The organism is Acidovorax sp. LjRoot117 (genome assembly GCF_964252695.1).
Lineage (GTDB): Bacteria > Pseudomonadota > Gammaproteobacteria > Burkholderiales > Burkholderiaceae_C > Acidovorax.
In genome coordinates this window covers 1-4330 of the sequence record NZ_CAXUPO020000025.1, presented here as the reverse complement: position 1 = coordinate 4330, position 4330 = coordinate 1, and the positions used below count along the sequence as shown (strand labels likewise).

The window sequence follows — 4330 nt, the reverse complement described above, 5'->3', positions numbered from 1 at the left end:
GGTGCCGGCGTCCGGGCTGGCCTCTGCCCGGGCGTTGCCCAGGGCGTCGCGCTCGTAGGTGGTGGCCACGCCCTTGAAGTCGCTGGCCTGGGTCACGCTGTCCAGCGCGTTATAGGTCAGGCTGGCTGTGGCCGATTCGGCATCGGTGATGGCTTGCACGCGGCGCAGGGCATCCAGGCCGTAGCGGGTAATCTCGCCTAAGCCATTGGTCGCACTGATCAAGTCGCCGTTGGCGTCGTAGTTGTAGATAGTTGCTATTTGCGTACCCACGGTGGTACTGGCGACGCGGTTTAGGCTGTTGATGCCGCGCACCAGCGTCCACACCGCCTGATCTTGAGCGTTTCGCACCTGCTCGAAGGTACGGTTGCCCATCCCGTCGAGCACGTAGGTGGCACTGGCTCCGCGGTTGTCGCTCCAGTCGGTCAAGCGCTGGGCGTCATCGTAGGTGTACGTAATGACATGGCCGTGCGGCAACCTGGCGCTTGAGACCTGACCGGAGGGGCGGTAAGTGAGCGTCGTGACCTGCCCATCCACACTGGCAGTCAACATGCGGCCTCTGGCGTCGTAGGTGTAGGTGGCCGTCACACCCGTGGGCGCGGTGTGGGTAAGCACGCGGCCTGCTGCGTCATGGGTATACGAATCCACGTGCCCAAGGGCGCCTGTCGCACTGGTGAGATTGCCCGCATCGTCGTATTGGTAGCTGGTGACTGCTCCGTTGGGGGCTGTCTCAGTGGCGACAAGACCTGAAGGGTGGTACGTCCAACTGGTGGTACGCGCTGCACTGGTGATGATGTCCGTCGATGTCTGTGAAAGAAGGTTACCCACAACATCGTAGCTGTAGCTCACTTCACTGCCCGCATTTGAAATGCTGGTGGGCAGTTGCCATTGGGGGTGCCAAGTGACGTTTACGCCTCGCGCTTCGGGCTTGCCAACTGCTTGTACGGTCGATGTCGGGAGAAGGCGGGTCTCATCCCACATGCGGGCCGTGACTGTACCGTATGAGTCTTTTTCAGAAACAACTAAGCCGGCGTCACTGATAGTGCGCCAACGCGTGCCAGAACCATTCAAGCTTATCCTTGTGGTACTGGTAATGTTGGCGACTCCATTGCGGGGACTGACCGTAAACCAATATTCACGCTCCCCTCCCAGCGGATCTGTGACGGTGGTGCTAGGGACTACACCATCGTTATATTTGAAAGAATAGCCGTTCACCCCACCAGCCAAGGAAGTGAAAATGGCCCGCCCAAGATCATCGTATTGATACTTCGAGTAAGAATTACCGTTTTCATCGGTGATTCCACTGAGAAGAGGCGTTCGATTATTTGGTTTGTAGGTATAAATCTTGTGACTTCCATCTGGATAGCTTACGCTCTCCAATTGTCCTTCCTCGTTATAGAAATATTTAATAATTTGACCATCGGGAGTCGTCACTTCTTTCGGTCGATCATAAGAGTCGTAAAGAATGGTCAGCATTCTTCCAAAATTATCTTTTATGATCAAGCTCCCATTCCCATGGAGATAATTTCGCCTCCAACCATTACGAAAAATTATATTCAGCAACTTGCCATTTTGGCTAAAAAGCCATTGACTCCCATCTTCAGAATGGCTGTAAAGATATTTATCAACATCCACGCTCAGTTTGCTGGCATGACCACTAGCTCGCCATAACAAGGGCTGTGAGGAAGCGCTGTCTCTCGAAAATCGTCTAAGCGAGCCATCGGGTAACCGAACGGCTATATGGTCTTTCGAGGCCTTGTGTAAGGATGCTATTGGTGCCCATAGCCATCCTCCGCCAGGGGGGGGCGGCAGTGCTGCCCAATCACTTCGATAAAGCCGAATGAGACTCAAGTCATCCAACCCCGCAGAGTCGGTCCAGTCATGCTCGGCTTGAAACTTTTCTCCCGTGACAGTAGCCACTGGATTGCCGAAGTATTGACCATATTGAGTTGATGAATCTATTGGCCTTCTGCAGATGCGCTCTTGTTCAGTAACACGATAGCAATATTGGATGGTGGCGCTTTCTTGCAGGCCATTGCTGCTGAGGAAACCGTCCGGGCAGCGCAAATACCTTTTCCTCCACAACTGAGGCTTAGACTCCCCTTCGCCCACACAATCCAATTTTCCTGATTGCGAATCGACGACATCCCAAAATTTATACTTCAAAATAGCACGATCAACTTTTTCTGAATACGTGATACTGGACTGATAGGGAAAATAATCGTTTGGCACCCAACCATGGCCTACCATACTCACGTTAGAGCAACGATTGCCAAGCCCTTTCGGCGGCATTTCCGAACTCTCTAAGGCTGAAAGGATGCATTGTTTTACGAGGGTCTCGCCTTGCTCAGATTCGGGTATTCCGCCCCCCTTAGGACCTGAACACATGGGAGATTCTACGTAAATCCATTCAGTGGGTTCAGGCGGAATGCAACGAGCGCCTGCTTTTGTGCAGTCATCAGCATTGAAACTCCAACTCGGATTTTGATATGCATGCAACTGTGTGAAGAATGCAGAAAAAACCAGAAGCAAAATGCTTTTTCGAAACTTATTCATGTAATTAAAATTTTTCTTCTGAGGGAGCGACAGAGCAATTGCCAATTTCAACCTTCAACGACCACAAGATATTTTCGTGTTTATCAATAAAACACTAAGCAAATGAAATTTAATTTCATCGAAATATAATTATCAAAAGGGAATTATTATGAATCGCAGCGTCACTCTGCTTCTTCCCCCGTTGAGAGGTACGAGTTGCGCAGCTTGATCCTCAATAGAAATAACTCTACTAGTACAAATAGGGGTTTGCTGAAGTCGTTGCAGAACACTCTGCAATTGTCCAATGTTTGCAGGCGTAAAGCCCTGCCCCGGAGCCGAAGCATAGCTATACGGATAGTTAGGCTGATACTGCCGAATCTGGTTGGTAAGACTCACCCCCTGAAAATTTAGCTGAGCCTGTCCCCAAGTTGGAGTGACGGGGCCTCCTGCACGTCGTTGTAGCCCCTCGTCATCGGCAAATCCCAACGAGTCACTTCCGACGTATTCAAACCGATTCAACCCGCCCTCCAACCCAATAGGATCAGCCTGCGTATACCGCCCCGTCCTGCTGTCATAGCTGCGGTGGTAGTTGTAGTGCACATTCGTCTCTCTGTCGCACTGGGCAGTTCCGTCAGTCGTCTTGTTTGCATTCCTATGGGTTGGAGTTGAGATATTTTTCCGCTTGCCAACACCCGAGTTGAGATGATTTTCTCATCATTTCTTTTACATGCCGTCGCGATTCCGCCGCATCGGAAGTATTCTCCAGAAATAACGCCGCATAGTAAATGGCCAGCGGCCATTCTGCCTTAACGGCCTCGTTTAACCAGTACAGTTCTAAATCAGAATCTCGTTTTTGCCCGCAGTCTCCGTGGGCGAATATCCGCGACAAATGAAATTGAGCCTCTGCGCATCCTTCCTCGGCCAACTGCAAGAACAGGGAAAAAGCACGAGAATTATCAACGGGCGCCCCGTCACCAAATTGCAACAAATAGGCCAACTTAAGTCTATATTCTGCAATTCCAGCGGTCGCCTTGGATTCAATTATCTGGACATATCGTCGCTTGTACCGAACTGCCGCGAGCTCATCTTTTTCAATCCCATCGCCGTCCCGAAAAATTAGTGACAGGTAGAGAAATGCCTCCTCACAATCGCTTTTGGCCAACTCTAAAAATTGCGTCAAAGCAATAGACATTCTGTCAGTCTCGTAGCTGTCGACTGCAGCACGAAGTAATTCCGCTTGGCTTGATGGGTCTTCGTTAGTCATTCGCACACATCGCCGAGGTTATTCAGGAAATCTGCATTACACGTCTCTTCATAGCTATTCGACATGAGAGCGCCAAATAATGTGCCACCCAGGGTCAAATACCGAGCTCTAATTCTTGGAAGTCGTTCAGGACGGTGATGAAAAACTTCTCTTGCAGCCTTGGAGAGGTACTTGGTTTCGTTAGGATTCAAACTTTTGCAGACCTTGAGTTCCTTCTTGGTGAAATTACCCTCTGGATCAAGCGCCTTATTGTTCGTGACATCCCAACGTTTATTCGGATCATCATTTATGTGTACATGATATGCCGTTTTCCCATCTACTTGGGTCGTGTGCTCACCGTAGTTGGTGCCGCCTTTTGGCATAGGGTTAGCATGAAATTCCACACCGTCCTTTTTGTAGATGACTTCAAGGCCCACAGGATCAATTCCAGATAATGGATTCCCCTCCACGTACGCGAACCTATTGAATCCCCCATCCAGCCCAATAGGATCAGCCTGCGTATACCTCCCGCCGTTCTTTGGGTCATAGCTGCGG

The 4330-nt window shown here is 50.6% G+C and carries 4 protein-coding genes; all 4 read right to left on the bottom strand.

Going from position 1 to position 4330, the window contains the following annotated elements; genetic code table 11:
• Positions 1 to 2553, bottom strand: a 2553-nt coding sequence (locus ACSQ3D_RS27770) for a DUF6531 domain-containing protein (protein ID WP_436129020.1), incomplete at its 3' end; no start/stop codon positions are given.
• Positions 2554 to 2685: 132 nt separating this feature from the next.
• The gene (locus ACSQ3D_RS27765; protein WP_436129021.1) at positions 2686 to 3204 is read right to left on the bottom strand and encodes an RHS repeat-associated core domain-containing protein; all 519 of its coding nucleotides are present in this window, start codon (positions 3202 to 3204) and stop codon (positions 2686 to 2688) included.
• Positions 3185 to 3796 (bottom strand): tetratricopeptide repeat protein, encoded by a 612-nt coding sequence (locus ACSQ3D_RS27760; RefSeq protein WP_436129019.1) that lies wholly within the window; start codon positions 3794 to 3796, stop codon positions 3185 to 3187. Before ACSQ3D_RS27760 ends, ACSQ3D_RS27765 begins: the two co-directional genes overlap by 20 nt.
• Positions 3793 to 4330: RHS repeat-associated core domain-containing protein (locus ACSQ3D_RS27755; protein ID WP_436129018.1), on the bottom strand; the 538-nt coding region annotated here is incomplete at its 5' end. The genes ACSQ3D_RS27760 and ACSQ3D_RS27755, both read right to left, overlap by 4 nt.

Excerpts from the sequence above, each read along its gene's own strand:
- ACSQ3D_RS27760 (WP_436129019.1), bottom strand. The coding sequence starts at position 3,796 with ATGACTAACGAAGACCCATCAAGCCAAGCGGAATTACTTCGTGCTGCA.